This window comes from Mesorhizobium sp. Arg314 (assembly GCF_053714275.1).
The window spans coordinates 1-360 of sequence record NZ_JBSKBP010000287.1 but is presented as its reverse complement, the minus strand read 5'-3'; the positions used below and the strand labels follow the sequence as shown (position 1 = coordinate 360).

The 360-nt window shown below is 58.1% G+C and carries 1 protein-coding gene; it reads right to left on the bottom strand.

The window, feature by feature from the left end; translation table 11 throughout:
* Positions 1 to 334: IS110 family transposase (locus tag ACWGS9_RS35525; protein WP_454509522.1), on the bottom strand; the 334-nt coding region annotated here is incomplete at its 3' end.
* Between the last annotated feature and the right edge of the window lie 26 nt (positions 335 to 360).

Genomic DNA, 360 nt, shown 5'->3' with positions numbered 1-360 from the left:
CGGCATCGCTCACATCTGTCTTGCGCCCAGGCACGTTCTTGGCGTAGCGCGCATTGACCAGAATAACCTCGAACCCGCGCTGTTCGAGAATCTCGTAGGCCGGGATCCAATAGACCCCAGTGGATTCCATCGCCACACTGGTCACCCCACAGGCTTTGAACCAGTCCGCCAGATCGTGCAGATCCTGCGTGAATGTGCCGAACGCACGTACTGGTGTGTCAGTGCAGGTCGGGTTGACTGCGGCCATGTGCATCTTTGATCCAATGTCGATGGCGGCAGCACCAACGTTGATCGGCTTCAATTCCGGGCGGTCACCGGTCGTCCTTTTGGGCATGGCAAATCCTCCATACGATTGTCGGC